The organism is Nostoc sp. LEGE 12454 (assembly GCF_056620565.1).
The window spans coordinates 10725-30790 of sequence record NZ_JBWQXL010000065.1 but is presented as its reverse complement, the minus strand read 5'-3'; the positions used below and the strand labels follow the sequence as shown (position 1 = coordinate 30790).

Sequence of the window (20066 nt, the reverse complement as noted above, 5' to 3'; positions counted from 1 at the left end):
ATTCCCTGGCGTTCACGGCTAGAAAACTCGGCAGTGATGCGTACTACAGAACGCTTAATGGGTACAGTTGGATCGTTTTTAGGCAACCATTGGCGATCGTCGTCTACGCTAGCTAATTTATTCTGTTGCTCTGTCCATAACTGCCTTGCTTCTATATTGTTGTTCTTGGCATAGACATAACTGGGGTCAATTGCTTCTGCTTTGTCAAACTCATCAATGGCTTCTTTTAGTTTTCCTTGCTGTTGGAATGCTATACCCAAGCCATTGTGAGCAAGAGTATGAGCGCTGGCTAAGGTTCCAGAATTGTCTTCTGGCAATGTTAGGGCTTTTTGGAGGGCGGCAACTGCTGCATCTAATTTCTTGTGCTCCCTCAAGGCATCGCCGAGATTGTAGTAAGCACCAGCATAGTTAGGGTTGAGTTGAATTGCTTTTTGGTAGGCGGCAACTGCTGCATCTAATTTCTTCTGGCCATACAGCGCATTGCCGAGATTGTTGTAAGCATCAGCATAGTTAGGGTTGAGTTGAATTGCTTTTTGGTAGGCGGCAACTGCTGCATCTAATTTATTATGCTCATACAGCGCAGCGCCAAGATTGTTGTAAGCAATAGCATAGTTAGGGTTGAGTTGAATTGCTTTTTGGTAGGCGGCAACGGCGGCATCTAATTTCTTCTGCTCCCTCAGGGCATTGCCGAGATTGTTGTAAGCATCAGCATAGTTAGGGTTGAGTTGAATTGCTTTTTCGTAGGCGGCAACGGCGGCATCTAATTTCTTCTGGTCACTCAGGGTATTGCCGAGATTGTTGTAAGCACCAGCATAGTTAGGATTGAGTCGAATCGCTTTTTGGAAGGCGGCGACGGCGGCATCTAATTTCTTCTGCTCTCTCAGCACATAGCCGATACCGTTGTAAGCAATAGCCAAGTTAGGGGTAAGTTGAATTGCTTTTTGGTGAGATGCTAATGCCTCCTCTGATTTACCTTGAGCATTTAGTACATAGCCTATACCAACATAAGCATCAGCATCATTAGGATTGAGTTGCAAAGCTTTCTGGTGCGCTGCTAATGCTGCATCTAATTTCCCCTGCCGCCGCAAAACATTCCCCAAATTGTTATAAGCTTTGCCATTATTAGGTTCAAGCTGCAAAATTTGACGCCAAATTGTCTCCGCTTGGGAGTTATTACCCACTGTTTCAGCAGCGTTGCCTTGTTGAAATAGCTGTTCAATATTGTTTTGAGCAACTACAAGCTGGGGTGTAGTAGCCAGAGATAGAGTTAAAAATAAAGTAGTAAATATATGGCTGTGCATAATATTTTTTAAAATAGCTGAGATTTGATGCTCGAATTATCTGTGTTCATTGACTTTTTCAAGAGGTTTAATGCTCCAGGTAAGCAGTTGTTTTTGAATCTCAGACATAGGATAAGCAAAATCTCGGTCTTCACCTTTTTTGCGGGCAAAGACAATGCCTAAAAGTTGATTTTGTGAGTCAAGCACAGGACTACCAGAATAACCAGGTGTGAGTGCGGCTTGAGATATTTCTAATTGCTGTTTTTCATAGCTGATTTGTCCTGATTGCATAGACCAAGATTTATCTTCACCCCTTTGAGCAGAATGACCGATAATCCGAATGGGCATTTTCGGGGCGATCGCACTTGAGGAAATGGGTAAGGGCTGGATATCTTCTGGCAGATTATCGCTAACTTCCAAAACAGCTAGATCCAGTTCATTGTCTGTAGTCATTTTGAACAGCTTGGCATCTCGCCGCATTCGTACTCGGTTTTCGGGTGGTAAACTGAAAAATTCCACTTGGATATTTTTACCGTGTTCATAGCCATCAAAAATGACATGACGATTGGTGAGGATTAATGTTCGGTTGTCTTCTCGTTTAATTACTACACCAGTCCCAATCTCTATTCCCTGGCGTTCACGGCTAGAAAACTCGGCAGTGATGCGTACTACAGAACGCTTAATGGGTACAGTTGGATCGTTTTTAGGCAACCATTGGCGATCGTCGTCTACGCTAGCTAATTTATTCTGTTGCTCTGTCCATAACTGCCTTGCTTCTATATTGTTGTTCCTGGCATAGATATAATTGGGGTCAATTTGTTCTGCTTTGTCAAACTCATCAATGGCTTCTTTTAGTTTCTCTTGCTGTTTGAACACTAAACCTAAGCCATTGTGAGCTAAGGTATAGTCGCTAGCTGGTGGCCCAGGGGTATCTGATAATGTTAGGGCTTTCTTATGGGCGGCAACTGCTGCATCTAATTTCTTTTGCTGTCTGAGGGCATTGCCGAGATTGTAGTAAGCAATAGCATATTTGGGGTCGAGTTTAATTGCTTGTTCGTAGGCGGCAACTGCTGCATCTAATTTCTTCTGCTCCCTCAGGGCAATGCCGAGATTGTAGTAAGCAATAGCATATTTGGGGTCGAGTTTAATTGCTTGTTCGTAGGCGGCAACTGCTGCATCTAATTTCTTCTGGTCATACAGCGCATTGCCGAGACCGTTGTAAGCAGTTGCATCCTTGGGGTCGAGTTTAATTGATTGTTCGTAGGCGGCAACTGCTGCATCTAATTTCTTCTGGTCATACAGCGCCTTGCCGAGATTGTTGTAAGCAAAAGCAAATTTGGGGTTGAGTTGAATTGTTTTTTGGTAGGCGGCAACTGCTGCATCTAATTTCTTTTGATTATACAGCGCAATGCCGAGATTGTAGTAAGCAAAAGCATATTTGGGATCTAGTTGAATAGCTGTTTGATATGCAGCGATCGCAGCATCTAATTTCTCCTGGTTACTCAGCGCATTGCCTAGACCATTATAGGCAGTAGCCGAGTTAGGGTTGATTTGCAAGGCTTTTTGATGAGATGCTAATGCCTCCTCTAGTTTCCCTTGAGCATTTCGCACATTCCCTATACCAACGTAAGCTTCTGCATCATTAGGATTGAGTTGCAAAGCTTTCTGGTGCGCTGCTAAAGCTTCCTCTAGTTTCCCCTGTCGCCGCAAAGCATTCCCCAAATTGTTATAAGCTTTGCCATTGTTGGGTTCAAGTTGCAAAACTTTACGCCAAATCGTTTCAGCTTGGGAGTTGTTACCCACCGTTTCGGCAGCGTTGCCTTGTTGAAATAGCTGTTCTATATTGTTTTGAGCAACTACAATCTGGGGTGTGGTAGCCAGAGATAGAGTTAAAAATAAAGTAGTAAATATACGGTTGTGCATAATCATGCTAATAGGTTCTCAGATTTTATCAGGACTCACGAAAAACTCGCCAAAAACCTGATGAATCTTTGAGACATACTTGTGAATGAGTCTTTGAACTCCGTTAATGAGCCTTTGATACTCGCGGACGAGTCTTTGAACTCTGTTAATGAGTCTTTGATACTCGCGGATGAGCCTTTGATACTCGCGGACGAGCCTTTGATACTCGCGGACGAGCCTTTGATACTCGCGGACGAGTCTTTGATACTCGCGGACGAGTCTTTGATACTCGCGGACGAGTCTTTGATACTCGTGAACGAGCCTTTGATACTCGTGGACGAGTCTTTGATACTCGTGGACGAGTCTTTGATACTTGCGGACGAGTCTTTGATACTCGTGAACATGGTTTGTAATTGAGTTCAATATAGACCTAACCCCCAGCCCCTTCCCTACTAGCGTTGGGGAGTAAGATTCAAAGCCTCTCTCCTAAAAGGAGAGAGGAATGGAAGTGAGGTCAAAGTTTATTACATAGAAAAGCGATCGCTGAAATAATTCTTACCATGCGATCGCACACATTAACAGTTAAATTCCCTTTTAAAGCTGACAAATTGCTTTTAAAACTTGTAGCAACTGACTTGAACGCTCTCTTTCCATTAAATTTAATTCTGGCAACAGATAATAAATAGGTGGATTTCCTTGTTCGATATATATAAACTGATAACTTCTACCATTAGTCGCTAATCCCCAAACTGATTTTTGATTATCTAAATTTTTATAAGCATAAGTGAGTAACTGAGGCAAACCTGTTGATATATCAATTTGACTATTTTTAGATTCAATCAACAGTACCCAAAAATACGTTTGAGGTTTTGTATGTTTAGCTTTACTAATAGCTAAAATATCAAATCTACCTTTAATTCTGATATCTTCATCTTCAACTTCAATATCAGTAATATTTTCCTCCAAAACAATCTCTATCGGATAGCGATAAAAACCAGCTAATCTTAATAAAGGCGCAACTGCAAGAAACTTTACTTGACCTTCAGAAACCTTACCTGCTGATAGGTATCTATCAAAGTCATGCTGAATTTGTTTGAGTTCCTGCTGTTCTGCTTCCGTGAGAGGTTCCAAAGATAAGTAGTTAGAAAATGAGTCATTGTACTGTCTTTGAAACCCAAACAGACGCTGAACTTCTTCTAAAGATAAATTACGAGCGTTGAGAATTGTCATATATTTTTGGTTGATTCAGGTGCAACTCAATCCAAATTCCCTATATAAACCCTATTTTAACCCTTGGCTGATTACATAGAATACAAACAATTGGTAGGGTAGCACAGTTGTGATACCCTACCGTGAGGCAAATTCAATTTAGCTTGACTACTACAGAGTAAATGGTTTGCGATTACGATCTATCAGACGATCCCATTGCATAGTTAAAGTGCTTCCCATTTGTTGCTGTTGTTTTGCCCACATCGATAGTAAGTCTAAACAAGAGTGATCTATATAAGCCAAGTCTTGCATATAAACATGCAATTCACTTCCTGGAGGCACCAGTTCTAAAATATTCGCCAATTTTGGTAGCCTCACAAATGTTGCCGCACCTTGTAAATAAATGTCTATTCTCTGATTATCTTCGTGCTTAATAACTTGGATATTCAGCACGGACATTTTGTGAATTAGTAATATTCCTGTCAACAGAATACCAATTAAAACACCTGTAATGAGGTCTGTAACAACAATCCCGATTAAAGTGGCAGCAAATATTACCAGAGGAAAACGTCCATACTTCTTTAACTGGCGAATATGTTCGACTTCGATTAGTTTGTAACCAGTAACAACTAAAATTGCTGCCAAACTAGAGATGGGAATTATTTTGAGCAAGGTTGGAGCAGCAATTACTAAAATTAACAGCCATAAACCGTGAAGCATTGTTGATAATCTAGTTTTAGCGCCAGCTTCTACGTTTACAGAACTGCGGGCTATCACTCCTGTCATCGGCAAAGCACCCAAGAACCCACATATAACGTTGCCAATTCCTTGCGCTGTTAATTCGCGATCGAAATCGGTTCTTGTCCCGGTATGCAGTCGATCTACTGCTACGGCTGAAAGCAAACTTTCTGTACTAGCAATGAATGCGATCGCGATCGCATCAATCAAAACTGGTGCCTGAATTAGGCGTGGTAAGCTGGCAAGTGTTGGTAATTGAATTGCTTGTGCCAGATTTCCAGGTACATCAACATACTGAATCGGTAATCGATACACTGTAGCTATGACGGTGGCAATAACTACGCCGACAAGGGCACCAGGTATCAACTGTAAACTATTGGGTTTGAATTTTTCCCACAGCAGAAGACTGATAATAGTTATTACACCTATGAGTGCAGCAACGTGATGAACGCTACCATCAATAGGGAACAAAGCTTTGTAAATGCTGTTGGGAATAGATATTAAATTCTCAATGCCATGTATACGCGGTTGGTCGTCTAGCATGACATGAAATTGGGAAGCGAAGATTAATATCCCAATACCTGCAAGCATTCCATAGATGACAGCCGGTGACATAGCGCGAAACAACTGGCCAAGTTTAAATATACCTGCGAGTAATTGGATTAAACCTGCTAACAGCAGAATTGGCCCAACCATTTCAATGCCATATTGTTGAACTATTTCTGCGACAATCACAGCAAGCCCAGCAGCCGGTCCACTAACTAGTAAGGGAGAACCAGAAACCGCACCAACAATAATTCCGCCTACTATTCCTGTAACTAAGCCGCGAGATGGCGGAAGTCCCGAAGCGATCGCAATACCCATACAAAGAGGGAGGGCGACAAGAAATACCACAAATGATGCCGGTACTTCACTAGTCAATGAGGATTTGTCTATGATTGCTTTCAAATTTCTCATTTGCTTCTCCTCTAATGAAAAGTTTTGAATTTTTGGCTGGCAATGCAAATTCTTACAATGCAGCGGAAACTAAGCTTGCATTGAATAGCTCAAACATATTTACTGAGTTGTAATTGAAACGTAAGCTTGCTGATGCATCAGCCCTGAAATAGCAAGCACGAAATCATTAAGTTAAATTAACTTAACAACTATAGTTACTATTTACATTTCTTAATGATCACAAATCTATGATAACCATATTGTTATCTGATTGATCTTACATAACTTTTTTGTTGGATTTGTAGCAAAGTATTAAGTTAAATTAAACAATTGATTAGAATTACCTAAAAAAAAGGTATCTTAGAATACAATTTGATTTTCTCTTAAGGATTTTAACCCCCAACTGCTACCTATCCCAAAAAATCAGCTTTACAAGCATATTGATTATCATTGTCTGAATTTTAAGAAATTATTTGAGAAAGTATCTTAGCGCTTGATGGGATTCATCCAAGCTTCTAATCGGCTAAATGCTTGGGAAGAAAGTAGCGTCAAACATAAATAAACCACCGCTACACCTGCCTAAATTTCAAAAGCGCGATAGTTATCAGCAATAATTAACTGTCCTTTACGTACTAATTCTTCAAACCCAATCACAGAAACTAAGCTAGTATCTTTCAACAAACTGATAAACTCATTACCTAAAGGTGGAATCATCCGCCGGAAAGCTTGGGGAAAAATGACATAACTCATAGTTTGCACAGAACTCAAACCTAATGATTTGGCTGCTTCTGCTTGTCCTGGTTCAATTGATTGAATTCCAGCACGAACAACTTCGGCAATGTATGCAGCGCTATTCAAACTTAAGGCAATTACCCCAGCACTTAGACGATCGAAAGAAAATGTCAAACCAAGTTCTTGTAAAATTGCTGGCAAACCAAAGTAAATCATATAAATTTGCACCAGCAAAGGCGTTCCTCGAAAAAAATCTACATACGCCCTCGCCAACCAACGCACAGGTACAATATGAGAAAGGCGAACAATACCAATGAAGCAACCGCCAATCAAACCAAATACTACAGAAAGTATCGTCAATTGCAAAGTTATCAATGCACCCTGTAATAGACTTGGAAAAGCCTGCAATACCACGCTAATTGAAGTTAATATTTTAGGTGCGCCAGCGTTAGTTTGATTCTCAAATGGTGATTTAGCTGGTAGTGATGGTGGTTCAACTTTAAACCATTTCTGGTAAATTCGGGAATAAATGCCATTTTTCAGCACTCTATCCAAGCCATCATTTATCAATGTCAAATTTGGCGAGTTTTTAGCTGTAGCAATTCCATAAAACTCCTCCGTCAGCAATTTCTGTACTACTTTAATTCCCTGAAGATTGCCTGTATTAATTGCATATAAAGTTACAGGTGCATCGTTAATTACCGCATCTACATTACTGTTGAGCAATTCTTGCAAAGCTATGGGTGCAGAATCAAAACTGCGAATTTGCACCCCAGGAATACTTTTAGCCTTTGCAGCCCCGGTTGTACCAATTTGTACAGCAATTTTTTTATTTTTTAGACTGTCAAAACCAGTAATATCTTGATTGTCTGCGCGAATTGCGTAGGCGTAGCCCGTCGTAGACATCGCTAACCCAGCCTTAAAATAGGGACGGGAAAAAGAAATCGTCTTCGCCCTCTCCTCTGTAATCGTAATCGAACTAATGGCCGCATCTACGGTTTTGGCTTGCAAAGCTGGGATAATGCCATCAAAAGGCAGACTTTGAAAATCAACTTTAAAGTTAGCAGAAGAAGCAATGCCTGCGGCGGGCTTCGCCAACGCATTCATCAAATCAATGGAAAACCCCTGCAACTCGCTACCTTTTCCTTGAAACTCAAAAGGTGGAAAGGCCGGTTCCGTAGCAACCCGCAGAGTTTTCCCCGCACTAGGATTCACCCCACAGCCAACCAGTAACAAACAACTAAAACCTATAACCACACACCAGCGCCCAAAACCAAATTTAACCATATTATTTTCTCTCCCTCTCTGCGCTCTCTGCGCCTCTGCGGTTCGTTAAAAACCTTACAATCAACTCTAGAGCAGCTTGATATAAGTAATGAACAATACCATCCCTGCGATTATTTTTGAGAATATCGAAAAAAACTTTGGTTCCCTCAAAGTTCTCAAAGGAATTACTGGCGAAATCAACCGGGGAGAAGTCGTTGCAGTTATTGGTTCCTCCGGCTGTGGTAAAAGTACCCTACTACGTTGCTTCAACCGCCTAGAAACCATTGACAACGGGCGTTTAATCATCAACGGAATCAACTTATCCCGGTTCACTGTCAACTATAGCCAACTGCGGCAACTACGAACACAAGTAGGCATGGTTTTCCAACAGTTCAACCTGTTTCCCCATCTCAGCGTCTTAGAAAATATGACACTCGCACCGCGTAAAGTCTTGGGTAAAACACCAAAAGAAAGCGCCCAACTAGCGAGATTATATTTAGAAAAAGTTGGTTTATCTGACAAAGCCTCTGCTTATCCCGAACAACTTTCTGGCGGAGAAAAGCAACGAGTAGCGATCGCTCGTAGTTTATGTATGAATCCTCAAATCATGCTATTTGACGAACCCACCAGCGCCCTAGATCCCGAACTCGTCGGCGAAGTTCTGCAAGTGATGCAACAATTAGCCACAGAAGGTATGACAATGGTAGTTGTCACCCATGAAATGCAATTTGCAAAAGAAGTAGCCCATCAAGTGATATTTTTAGACAAAGGTATTGTGACAGAACAAGGCCCAGCCTATGAAGTGCTGACCAATCCCCAAAGCGATCGCCTACGTATTTTCCTAAGTCGCCTCAACGTTAGATAGTTAGGAGTTAGGAGTTAGGAGCTATAAATTAAAGGCTTCTTTTGAACTCAGCACTCAGCACTCAGCACTACTTAAAGGTACTCGCGCAAAAAATCAAAGGGATCGTCTTCCCAACAAGGTTCAGGTATTAACCAAAATAAACTACCGCTGATGTCGGCTTCAATTTCATCACCGTCGTCTCTATCAAATAGTTCTATCAAAGCTGTCCAATCACGTTCTCTGAGAGATGTTATCGATGGGGCATATAGCTGGAGATTATTTGAGTAATTCACGCGCAAAGTTGTGCTTGACAGCCGTAAAAAGTTAGTAGTATGGAAGTTTAGAAATAATCAGATTCTAGCTTTGACAACCGCAGTTATACCAATTCAAAATACAAAAAGTCTGATTTAATCTGGCTTTTTAGATTTGTATCAATCGCATTCTTTTTTCAAATGAGTATTAAATAGTTATTTTGATACTATTTAATATGGACTACTCTTATAAGTGTCTCACAATTTAAATAGGACTGCTATAGTATTTATTACATATTACAATAAAAATTTACTCGGACAATTTAATATGAAGCTGCATATAATATAGAAAACAAAGTCGATAAATTTAAATAACCATCAGCCGCCCTTTTAAGATTGAAATCGCAGAGAGCGAAGAACAAGTTAAAAAACGTTTACAAACAGCCAACTTAGGAAACCAAAAAGAAAAACTTATTATGCTGTGGTGGATAAAAAGCGGGCAGGTTAAGGAGCAGCAAGAAATCGGAAAACGCTTGGCAAGAGATATTTCAACAGTCACGAGACGGTTGCAGAAGTACAGAACTGATGGGATATCAGGCTTATTAGAAATCAAAAAAGCACTCTTGTGCAAAACGGAAAATTCATGACGCAGCGATGCCTACGGCGGTAAACTACGCAGCACTTGAAAATGTCTGTTTCCTCCTATAACTTTATTTTAGAAGCCCTTTTATATGCAGCTTCATATTAAATTGGTATTACTTAAAACAAGAGCAAAAGCATTGATAGTTATCCACTCAAATTCTCCAGTTTGTGGGTAGCGATCGCCTAGAAAATTTTTGTCATTTATATTCTTCTGCTTTTGTCAAATATCCACAGATCGCCTTGTTCTACAATCCTGTTCCTGGCTTATTTGCAACAATCTTAAGAAAATGCGACTAATGCATAGCAATTTTGAGAGAGGGATTTAGGCTCAGTACCCAAAGATATTTATTCCAAAATGGGATGCTCCCTCATGCTCAAAGATAAATGCTGGCTTTCCTCACAAGTTCCTCAAATTATTTTGCTATATATAAATATAGGGCAAAAACCTTTAAGAGATTTAAGATTTAAAAGTCGCTCAACTATGTTGATGGATTAGTCATTTTTGACAATCCAGCATCTGGAAACCCGAAACCGTAAAGACCAATTACCAATGAAATCGGAGGTCTGTATGATGTTTAAAAAGATTCTAGTTGCATTAGATCGCTCGGAAATAGGGCAACAAGTTTTTGAGGAAGCATTGGATTTAGCAAAGTTAACACAAGCTAGCTTAATGTTACTTCATGTCCTGTCTTCCGAAGAAGAGGGTAGTCCTTATGTACCTATGCTGTCTAATATGGACTACTATCCAGGATTGACCAGTCAAAGCTTTGAGTTATACCAACAACAGTGGGATACCTTTAAAAATCTAGGAATCCAGATGTTGCAATCTTTCTGTGCCCAAGCAAACACAGCAGGTGTGACTACGGAATTTACACAAAATATTGGTAATCCTGGTCGCATTATTTGTGATTTAGCCCATAGTTGTGGTGCCGATCTAATTGTTATGGGGCGTCGGGGTCATTCTCGGCTGATGGAACTATTTCTCGGTAGTGTGAGTAACTACGTTCTTCACCATGCGCCTTGTTCAGTGCATGTTGTACATCTTTCAGTTACTCCTAAAAGAGATGAAGTCAAAGAAACTACAAGCGCTTTCAGCGTTAACTAACTACTAAGCTATTCCACATTTAACTTGCATAATTAGGGTAGGCAAAACTTTGGCGCGATCGCTACTTCTCTGCAAGAGGCTACGCTAACGATAACGCTCAGTATGCTGCCTACCCCATAAAAGTTAGTTATCTCAATCAACGATCTCTGTAAATTCAATCTCCATAACCGATCCCTAACTAGACTGTATTGGGCTAAAATTGAGCGTAGGCGTAGCCCGTCGTAGATATCGCTTTTTTAGTAAGAAAGAAAAAGCCCGCTATACAAAATTAGAGTTGAGAGCGAAAAGTGGATCTATGGAAGAAGATACTATCGAGATCGTTGGTTTTCATGCTCATGTTTACTTCGATCCTGCGAGTCGGGATGCAGCTGCGCGTGTACGTGAAGGATTAGGCGCTAGGTTTGAGGTGCAACTCGGACGCTGGTTTGACAAGCCCATCGGCCCCCATCCAAAAGCGATGTATCAAGTTGCTTTTTTACCGAATCAGTTTGAGAAAGTCGTTCCTTGGTTAATGCTCAATCGTGAGGGATTGGATATTCTCGTTCATCCTGAGACAGGGGATGCTGTGGCAGACCATGCAGTTCATTCCCTATGGTTAGGAGAAAAGCTAGATTTAAATATTGAGTTTCTTCAACAGCTTAGTCCGACTTTATCCAATTAAGGAAAGTAAACCACGTTGTTGGGTAAAAGTTTTGCTTTGAGGCGTGAAACTTTTTCTATTGTGGCTAATTCTGGTGAAGTTGAAAAAGTCCAATTTCCCAATAAATACAGGTTTTAGTCTATGCGTAGGCGCTTTAGCGGTTTGCTGCAAGTGTAATAAAGGAAAAATAAGAATTGGTATTAAACCCTTAATTGCAGATAACCGTTTATTAACACTTTCGTTGAAAAAATAAAGAAGACATCCTTTTTGCAGAATGTTATGCTGTTAAGCAGCATTCTCATAAAAAGGAATTTGTCTGATGAAAAACATCTCTGCGAAAGAAAAAATTGCAGGCATTTCCCAATTTGGCAAAATTAATTTCAAAGTCACGAAGAAACAGATTTTATTTAGTGCTCTTATTCTCTGCCTTGGTTTGCTGGGACTAGGTGGTTTCTGGTTTAAATCCAGATATAAATTTGATAATCAGATGAGTGTAAAACTACAAGAATTATCTAATGTTGATTATCCAGCCAATCCTGCACCATTAGGAAAAAATTTTAAAAGATATTCTAATCGACAATTAACACTGATTAAGAAAGATGATACGCATTTCGATTTCGTACTGGAAGCAACAGACAAAAACACGGCAAAAATAGTTATAAAAAATGTTGATTTAGAGCTATTGGTTCCGAAAGCACCTGAATGGGTTAAAAAAGATCGAGGTTTAGAAATAATTGCTTTAACAGATAGGGAGTGGAACAGGCAACAGATTAGTTTTCCTGCTAATTCCAAAAATATAGAAATTGTAGGAGGAGATGGTTTTGAAAAGCAAAATATTGTAGAGATAGCTTTGGCTAATAATTGCTTAAATGCAGGATTTTGGGAAATTTTACTTTTTACTAAAGAGGATAATAACAAAACCCTTTATTATCAAAGTTGGTTTACTTTTCCAATTGGACATTACAAAAATATTTTTGAAAAAATTAATAAAATTTCATATTGGGAGCATTGGTGGAAATTAGAACACTGGCAAGATCCGAGTGGCACAATAGTCAAAACTAATCTTTTAAGAAATGTCATCGAGCAAAAAGAAGTTGCTACTCAGTTCCCCCTTGATGAGAGGATAATTGTATCAGGAGAGCAAAGTAGAAAAGTTAGAACTACGCTAGCGACCAACATCATCAAATGGAAAGATTTTTACGACGTTAAAAATGAAGTTAAGTTTGCAAGTTTTCGAGCGCCAGGATTTTACGATCAAAATAAGCCTTGGGGAAATCAATACTGGAGAATAGGCAAATTTGATAAAGCGATTTTGAGGAATATTAAACCGATTGGCGTGGAACAAAATTTACAGGAAATTGAGTTAGGATTCACAGATACCAAGACTGGCGAACAAAACAGATTATTCATTAGTGGCATTAATCTGAAAACGCTTCCTCAATTGCCTGTAGCAGATTATTCCAAAGGCTTATATATGCCGATGGGAATTGGGATACCTCCTTTTTATCAAAGCTATGAAGAATTAACTAAAAATCATCCAGATGTCAGCCCCTATTTCAGTTTTTTACTAGATTCACAGGAGCGGTGGATAGATCATCACCACTTAGCAGTTGATGGTTCAGTGATGCACCTTGATAAAGATAACCCAAATCTTTTGCATCTTTACTTGCTATCCTACGAAAGAAATACTTTAATAGCTCATTTTTTGATCGATTTAACATAGATTTTCAAATCATCTACTAGAACACAAGGCGCGATCGCTTTTCATTACTTTCTGGTTAGTCTGCAAATAATCATGTAGCAAATCGCAACCCTGCGCCAGTAATTTATCTAGTTGGATATCTGCTAAATCCCGGAAAATTACTGTGCTATTACCACTACCCGCAGCCAGAGTCTTGCCGTCATGGCTAAAACTGACGCTGGTTAACTCATCTTTATCGCCTTTCAAAGCGATCAGCAACGTTCCTTCTCGGTTCCAAATCCTTACTTTGTCATCACTGCTAGCTGCTAGAGTCTTGCCATCGGGGCTAAAACTGACACTGATAAAACTATCGCCATCGCCCGTGAGATTATTTAGCAAATTACCGTCTCGATTCCAAATCTTCACTGTGCTATCAATACTAACTGAGGCAATGCTTTGACCATCAGGCGACCAAGCAACCCCATTGACTCGACGGCTATGACCAGTTAATGTGTATAGCAATTTACCCTCTATAGTCCAGATTTTCACGGTTTTATCATCACTGGCTGAGGCTAGCAACTTGCCATCTGGGCTAAAGCTTACCCAATTCACCGCTTCTTGATGTCCCTGCAAGGTGTTGAGCAGTTTACCTTTGCTACTCCAAAGTTTTACTGTTTTATCTTTACTAGCCGAGGCAATTACTTGACTGTCAGGCGACCAAGCTACACTCAAGATGGCATCATTATGACCCTGTAAGGTGTTGAGCAGTTGACCGTCACCACTCCAAAGCTTCACCGTTTTATCTTTACTAGCCGAGGCAATTACTTGACCATCGGGCGACCAAGCTACACCCCAAACTTGACCCTGATGCCCCGTGAATGTACGAAGTAGTTTACCATCACGACTGAAAAGTTTGATAGTTTTGTCTCGGCTTGCTGCTGCTAAGGTGCGATCGTCTGGGCTAAAACTGATGCTAGTAACCCAGTCATCATTATTAGCTTTGGGCTTTCGCAGTAACACCTCATCCCAATGCCAAAGTTTAATAGTTTTGTCCCGACTGGCGGAAGCAAGGGTGCGACCATCTGGGCTGAAGCTGACACTGTTAACCCAATTATTATGTCCTTTTAGGGTTCCCAGCAACACACCTTCAGAACTCCAAAGTTTGATTGTCTCATCAGTACTGGCGGAAGCGATCGTATTTCCATCGCGGCTAAAACTGACGCTGGTAACTCCAGCACTATGACCTGATAAGGTTCGCAGCAGCTTCCCCTCGATATTCCACAGCTTGATTGTCTGGTCTAAACTAGCAGATGCAATTATTTTCCCATCGGGCGACCAAGCTACACTTTTGACTGCATCCTCATGTAAGAGCAAGGTTTTGAGCAGTTTACCATCGCGACTCCACAGTTTCGTCGTCTTATCAGCACTCCCAGAAGCTAAGGTTTGACCATCATTTGACCAAGCGACACTCAAGACTGCACCATCATGTAAGAGCAAAGTTTTGAGCAGCTTACCATCGCGACTCCACAGTTTCACTGTTTTGTCTGTACTCGCTGAAGCAATAATCTGGCCATCTGGGCTGAAACTCACACTATTCACCACACCCTGATGACCTAATAAGGTAGCAAGGAGTTGACCTTCTCGACTCCAAAGTTTTATCGTCTTGTCTTGACTGGCGGAAGCAATGATTTGACTATCTGGGCTGAAACTGACGCTATTAACTACATCCTCATGTCCCGACAAGGTTTTAACTAAGCTACCATCAGGACGCCAGAGTTTGATTGTAGTATCCGCACTAGCTGAGGCAATTAAAGAGCTGTCGGGGCTAAATGTAGCACTATTTACGCCAGATATATGCCCGTCCAAGCGGTTATATTCTCTTACCCCTGAAACTGCTTGATAGAGCGCTGTCTGTACTTGCTCTCTTGTATAGGAATCTACCCAGACTGTTTGTTGTAATTTTCTCGCTGCCTTTAAACTTTCTTTTAAGGCATCAATACCTTTTTGCGAGGCAAAGAGGGCTTCACTAGATGCACTGAGGGTTTTAATTTCGCTATCTACTGCTGTCACTATGGAAACACTTAATCCTAAGATGGCGAGAACGGAAGCGGTGAGGGCAATTTTCAGCGAACGATTTAATTGAGCTTCACTGAGCCTTTGTTTCTTTTGACTTTCTGCAAGTTTAGCTGTTAACTCTTTTTCTTTAAGTTCAGCTCGTAATTGCTCAATTTCTAACTGACTTAATTCTTCCCGTTTGTGTAATTCTCGCAATTCCGTTAATAAGTCTAATCCCTGTTGGGGATGAGAATCTACCAATTTGGAACGTTGCTTATTTTGGCTAAGTTCGCTCTTAAGTCGCTCAATCTCAGCTTTACTTTGTTCTACTTTGTAGCGCAACTGATTTAGTTGTACCTGTAAGCTGGATTCTTGTTGTTGCAGGTAGCGAATCAAGTCTACTAAATAATCGTGAATCAGTTGATAGCGTTCTGGGACATCAGGAAAGAGAACCACTAAACCGGAGCGCACTAAAATTTCTAAGACTAACTCTAATTTTTCAGCATCTTCTAATTCTGCTAGCTGCGCCGCTAACTCAGCACGAGTTTTAAAAGGTCGGTTGTTACTTTCATCTGTTAATAAGTATAAGACAAGTAACGCGGCTCGTTCATTTTCTGGGCCGCAGTCTTTGATCAATTCCTTTATATATCGTTCGATGAGTTTGTTCGGTCTATATGGTTGATATTCTTCTAGTGTAGTAATGCGCTCATCTTGAATTTGCGCTCCGACAACTTGCAATTCAATGGGGCGGACTTCTCCAAATTCTGTTGATAAATCTTCGATTAAAGCATCAATTAAAGCGGGTTCTAAATTAAACTGCGATCGCTCCGTCAATTTTTGGATAATTGCTTTAGCATATTCCGGCGAAAAGTTATTTAACTGGTAACGAATATGCTTGTCGAGAATATTATTATTAATCGCTTCCAATGCCGAGAGATGTTTAAAGTCTAATAAACGATGTAAATAATCTTCTCGCAAGGAAAGGATGACTTTAACAAAGGGTATATTGAGGCAATCGCTAATAAATTTATCAAATTCTTGTTTTTGGTTGCGATCGCTATTACCAAAGAAAAATTCTTCAAACTGGTCAAAAATTAAAACTGTAATCAAATGGCGATCGGCATTTTCTTGGAGTTGTTGTAAAATGCTAATGGTGAACGGTGTACCAGAGTAAGGTAAAGCCTCCGATTCAATGGCTGCTTCTGGCTTAATATCAGCGTAAATCGCCAGGGATTCATCACTAGACATCGCCTCACTTAAAGATTTCCCTAATTCCCGTGCCCAATCGGTATAAACTTGCAGTACCACAGGCACGGCTATTTGATCGCCAATGGCTCGATTTTGCAGCGCTGGAACTAAACCCGCCGTGACAGTAGAACTCTTACCCACGCCCGATTGACCGTGAATCACCGTCAACTTTTGATCGGCGCGGCTAATTCTGCCAATTAAATTATTAATATCACGCTCTCGGCCAGAAGCCGCAATTTCTAAAGCAACGCTACTACTCCCAAAAGGTGACATTAATGCTGGGTTTGTCGCCTGTCTTTGAGGTTGCAAGCGCCCTGCACCAATAAAAGCCCGAAAACCATACTGTTGCTCAACAGAACGCCGTTTCTGTCGAATGTAATAGGCTTCTAAATATCGCCCTTCTTCAAAGTAGAGCGATCGCAGTCTCCGCAATAAGCGAATATAACGATGGGCATCGTATTGATGGGCACTGCTTTCTAAGGCTGCTGGCAGTTCTTTTGTCGCCTTATCTAAGTATTCACGAGCAACTTCTAGCTCGCCGACATTTCGCTGTGCTTTCGCTAAAACTAAGTAGTAAATCTGCGCCAATAATAATGGAAATAAGCAGTTATAAGGGTCATTCTGCTTTTGCGCCTCACCTAATTTCAGCAGTGATACGTGCGCTAAGATACTCGCCTGTACCCACCGCGACTGCTGCACAGCCACTTGCGCCAGAAAACCGTAGTCACAAGCTAATTGGATTTGACTACCATAAGTTTGATGTAATTCCAAAGCCTTTTGAGCAACTGTCTGCAATTCTTCCCACTCTTGCAGATATTGCAAAACCTCAGCAAGTTGATTAATAAATCCAGCAACTATATCTAAACGCCCAGCCACCTGCAAAATATTCAAGCACTGCTGAAAATAAGATTTAGCAGTGTACCAATGGCGGCGATTTTCTATTTGATTTTGCTCTGCAAAACGGCAATAACACAACCCAATATAAAACAGCAAAATTCCCTGTCGCAGCAGCAGGGGAGATGGAGGAGATGGAGGAGATGAGGAAGAAAATACTTCTTTATCCCCCTGATGTCCCTCTGCTTCCCCTGCTCCCCTGCTCCCCTGCTCCCCTGCCCCTCTGCCCCTCTGCTCCCCTGCTTCTTCTCTCTCTGCCAACTTTTGCCAAACTTGCAAGCTTTGCTGAAAATGGCTTAAACCTGTATTGATGCGATCGCTAATATAATTATCTAGACCAAAAACAAATTCTAAACTAGCGTGTAATTCTGGCTCTAAGGTAATACCACGATTGTGCAACTCTCTAATGGCAAAGTGGAGTTCATAACTATGTTCCCAGACTTGCTCGACAGTGGAATAATGCTTGGCAACTTGAGGAGGTTGGTGTTGTGCAGCATTGTTTGCTAACACTGTGGCAAATAAAGAGTCAGTTTCCTGTTGCAGAAATTGCAGCAGTGATTGAGTTGTCATTTCAAACCGAATCGGTGTCGCCGCCCAACTAGCAAAATCTGGTGCTAAACGAACTACCTTTTGCAATACTTCCTCGTTCACCCATACAATCATCGGAAATGGGTGGCGTTTGCGAAATTCATCCCGAATATGATTGATAGACCTCAGTAAATCGTCGAGTCCATCTACTGACTCTAAACCCAAAATCATCAACGCCGATGGCGGATTAGCTTCGGTTAGCAGTTGTAAATGAATACTTGTGTAAAGACTTCTGGCATTATGCGGCAGAATTACCTTTTGAATGTGGTGTACTCCTGAAGAGAGTTCTTCGAGTCGTTGCAGCATAAGTTCTTGCAAAACTCGATAATTGCAGCACACCAAAACTAGGGAAAATTGACCGCTAGAAAGGGTAATTGCTCTCCCCAAACTCCGTAAAGCCCGCTCGTTAGCTGCTCTGATATCTACTTGTGCGTGTCGTTCAACCATGATTTAAATTTTTCCGTCTCTGCTAAAACTGGGTTGACGGCAAACCAAGCTCCCTGATGATCGCGGTATTCAAATACAAATAGACTTCGCAAGAGGGTGTAGTATTCTATATCACCTCTAACTCGCTGCTGTTGCACCACCTGAAAGATTAATTCCCACTCATGGGGGTCGATAGCATTGGCTCGGTAATCCCGTTGTCTTTGAATTACCAGTTCGACACATTCCCGATCAAAGGGTGGATCTTGTTCTCGCAGACAGTCAAACAGTAAACCTAATAAGTCGCGTACATGACCACCACTCATTAGGCACAACCGATCTAAGGTTTCTAAACTATCAAACACCTCTGTAATTAAGCCTAACCGATCGCTAGGTAAAATGTCTGGAAAACCTCTAGCTAGCACCATTTGTCGCATCATTGATAGCCCTTGGGGAAAAATCTCGCCAGAGCGTAAACGCACAGGTATCATCGGTAACATTTTTGGGGCAACTCCACCGCCCAAACGATGCTGAAGTTCGGCGCTATCGTTGGAGAAAGTCAGAGCTAAAGGAATAGTATAGACTACATGACAATTCAGTTTGCGTAACTGTTCGCCACGCTGAATAAATAAATATTCTGGCAGCGATCGCCCCGATGGTAAAGGTCGAATTGCAACTCGATCTAAGTTATCAACAATTACCACCAATCCTTTTTTACCCCTGGTTTTGAGTTCTTTGTTGGCAGGTTCTAGTAATTCTTGATTAATTGACTGTAAAATATTTGCGGTTCGCGGTTCTAGATAATCTCTTAACCGCCGCCGTAATTGGGGACTTTCTTTCGTTTTAGCTGTAATTTTGGCAATCCCCACAGACAACTCTGCTTCTACCCCAACGTCAATTGGCGTCTGCAAGAAATCCACAACTTCACCAAATAACTTGCTAAAGTAGCGAGGCTTGAGCCTAATTTTCATCGCTTCTAGACTTTCGCTTACCTGTCCAGCGATCGCTAACAAAATATCAGTCACATCCACATCAGCCATTTCTAAGACATGGGTAGACTCAAAGTAAACTACATGAAATTGCTGCGCTTCTAACTCAGCTTTCAGGCGCAACAACTCCGTTGATTTTCCACAACCGAGATGTCCGGTAAATAGTTGACAGGTTGGCATATCCGGCGATATTCTAGCGATCGTTCGCTGCAAAGCTTCGATAATTTTGCCACCCCGCACCGCAGCAAAATCGATATAGTACCTGCGATCGCTAGCGTTTCCTATAATTAGAGGTCTGCTCGGATTGCAAGCTTGATAAAATCTTTCTAAATCTAGGAGCATAACTAATCAAGTTCACTCAGGAATGGGGATGCAAAAATTTACTAGATAAATATATTGATTTTAGGGAATTTATGCTTTATTTTAATCAAACTACTAACTAAACTAGCAGCATTCAGGATAATTGATTATATCTATAGTTCGATATAGCACATATTAATGGTGATGTTTTAGTTAAAGTAAGCAGAAATACTACTATAAGTACAAATAGCAAAAATATCTTAAATTAAATAAGGCACTCTTATGAATATTAAAAATATCCAACACAAAAAAAGGTACTGTTAAGTACAATTTTGTCGCTCTC

Annotated in this window: 12 protein-coding genes and 1 pseudogene; 4 read left to right on the top strand and 9 right to left on the bottom strand. The window is 40.9% G+C overall.

Features of this window, described 5'->3' with window-relative positions; translation table 11 throughout:
- The 6 genes and pseudogenes from AC1F2U_RS32370 to AC1F2U_RS32345 form a co-directional block, all read right to left on the bottom strand.
- The coding region (locus AC1F2U_RS32370; RefSeq protein WP_480264864.1) for a tetratricopeptide repeat protein at positions 1-1301 on the bottom strand (1301 nt) is incomplete at its 3' end.
- A 36-nt stretch (positions 1302-1337) separates the two neighbouring features.
- Complete coding sequence (locus AC1F2U_RS32365; protein ID WP_480264863.1) at positions 1338-3203, bottom strand: tetratricopeptide repeat protein; 1866 nt, start codon at positions 3201-3203, stop codon at positions 1338-1340.
- A gap of 18 nt (positions 3204-3221) precedes the next feature.
- Positions 3222-3605, bottom strand: coding sequence for a hypothetical protein (locus AC1F2U_RS32360; RefSeq protein WP_480264862.1), 384 nt, complete (start codon positions 3603-3605; stop codon positions 3222-3224).
- Positions 3606-3776: 171 nt separating this feature from the next.
- The gene (locus tag AC1F2U_RS32355) at positions 3777-4412 is read right to left on the bottom strand and encodes a restriction endonuclease subunit R (protein ID WP_480264861.1); all 636 of its coding nucleotides are present in this window, start codon (positions 4410-4412) and stop codon (positions 3777-3779) included.
- Positions 4413-4562: 150 nt separating this feature from the next.
- Positions 4563-6086 (bottom strand): SulP family inorganic anion transporter, encoded by a 1524-nt coding sequence (locus AC1F2U_RS32350; RefSeq protein WP_480264860.1) that lies wholly within the window; start codon positions 6084-6086, stop codon positions 4563-4565.
- Between the two features lie 465 nt (positions 6087-6551).
- Positions 6552-8084, bottom strand: a pseudogene (locus AC1F2U_RS32345) (ABC transporter permease subunit).
- A gap of 88 nt (positions 8085-8172) precedes the next feature.
- Between AC1F2U_RS32345 and AC1F2U_RS32340 the strand changes: the two are divergent.
- Positions 8173-8928, top strand: coding sequence for an amino acid ABC transporter ATP-binding protein (locus AC1F2U_RS32340; RefSeq protein WP_480264859.1), 756 nt, complete (start codon positions 8173-8175; stop codon positions 8926-8928).
- 71 nt (positions 8929-8999) lie between these two features.
- Here AC1F2U_RS32340 and AC1F2U_RS32335 read toward each other — a convergent pair whose 3' ends face one another.
- A complete protein-coding gene (locus tag AC1F2U_RS32335; RefSeq protein ID WP_322670805.1) occupies positions 9000-9200 on the bottom strand; it encodes a hypothetical protein in 201 nt (66 codons plus the stop codon).
- Positions 9201-10371: 1171 nt separating this feature from the next.
- On the opposite strand from AC1F2U_RS32335, the gene AC1F2U_RS32330 reads away from it, so the two are divergent.
- From AC1F2U_RS32330 to AC1F2U_RS32320, 3 genes are all read left to right on the top strand, one after another.
- Entirely contained in the window at positions 10372-10905 is a 534-nt protein-coding gene (locus AC1F2U_RS32330) for a universal stress protein (protein WP_480264866.1), read from the top strand.
- Between the two features lie 295 nt (positions 10906-11200).
- Positions 11201-11566 (top strand): DOPA 4,5-dioxygenase family protein, encoded by a 366-nt coding sequence (locus AC1F2U_RS32325; RefSeq protein WP_335192472.1) that lies wholly within the window; start codon positions 11201-11203, stop codon positions 11564-11566.
- 298 nt (positions 11567-11864) lie between these two features.
- Positions 11865-13268: a hypothetical protein gene (locus tag AC1F2U_RS32320; RefSeq protein WP_480264858.1), complete on the top strand. Its 1404-nt coding sequence runs from the start codon at positions 11865-11867 to the stop codon at positions 13266-13268.
- Between the two features lie 9 nt (positions 13269-13277).
- Here the strand turns inward: AC1F2U_RS32320 and AC1F2U_RS32315 are convergent, their stop codons facing one another.
- Together AC1F2U_RS32315 and AC1F2U_RS32310 are read right to left on the bottom strand one after the other, a co-directional pair.
- Complete coding sequence (locus tag AC1F2U_RS32315) at positions 13278-18458, bottom strand: WD40 domain-containing protein (RefSeq protein WP_480264857.1); 5181 nt, start codon at positions 18456-18458, stop codon at positions 13278-13280.
- Positions 18434-19765, bottom strand: a complete 1332-nt coding sequence (locus tag AC1F2U_RS32310; protein WP_480264856.1) for a P-loop NTPase fold protein — start codon at positions 19763-19765, stop codon at positions 18434-18436. The genes AC1F2U_RS32315 and AC1F2U_RS32310 overlap by 25 nt, the downstream gene beginning before the upstream one ends.
- Positions 19766-20066 lie beyond the last annotated feature (301 nt).